At 60.2% G+C, this 704-nt stretch carries 1 pseudogene; it reads left to right on the top strand.

Annotated features, from left to right (window positions below):
* Window positions 1–258 (top strand): annotated as a pseudogene (locus tag RGD00_RS23445) (DNA adenine methylase); the annotation flags it as partial.
* Window positions 259–704 lie beyond the last annotated feature (446 nt).

The following is a 704-nucleotide window of genomic DNA, read 5'->3' as shown; positions in this document are numbered from 1 at the left end:
TGGGGCTGCGAGGACGACTATGGCCGCGCCATGTTCACCCGTGCGGATTTCGCCCGGATGGCGGCGGCTCTGGAAGGTATCCGAGGCCGCTTCCTGCTGTCGCTCAATGACGTCCCCGAGGTCCGTGCGACCTTCGTCGGCTTCCACCTGACCGAGGTCCGCACCACCTACACCGTCAGCGGCAAGCGCAACGACCCGGCAGGTTCGCGGGCGGAGTTGATCATCTCCAACTGGCCGGTGGGCGGGTGTCAGGATTGAAGGGAACGAGCGGAGTGCGGACGCGATCCTGACGTTTTTCAGCGTCCCACTTCCATCGTTCCGGAACTTCGCCGCTTTACCGCGTATTACTTCGTGATTTCAACGGCATGCAATGCTGCAACCGACTTTCCGGAAAACTGGGACGCATCGTCCCACTTCGGCGTCCTCGATTTTATCCACGGCGCTCTGGTTTGCTGACCGAATACCACCACCACGCCCCGTTTTCTCTAATGCTGGTTGGATGTTAGCCTGTGAGCGATATCTCACGGTCAAATGCGCGGATTATGCGCGCCCACGGGCTTGAAATCCGTCATTTTCGCTGGCCTTCCCGCAAGGTGTGCGGCGGCGCCGATGGCCTCGGATCGGTGTTTTCCGCTGCGCTTTCAAAGACTTCTGGATGACCTTCTGGAAGTGGGTCGCGTGGACAAAGCTGGTACCCCCCAACA

The sequence above is a fragment of the Ruixingdingia sedimenti genome (assembly GCF_031432425.1).
Taxonomy (GTDB): Bacteria; Pseudomonadota; Alphaproteobacteria; order Rhodobacterales; family Rhodobacteraceae; genus Ruixingdingia; species Ruixingdingia sedimenti.
The sequence above is the reverse complement of the archived record's forward strand: the minus strand, read 5'-3'. Positions and strand labels throughout refer to the sequence as shown.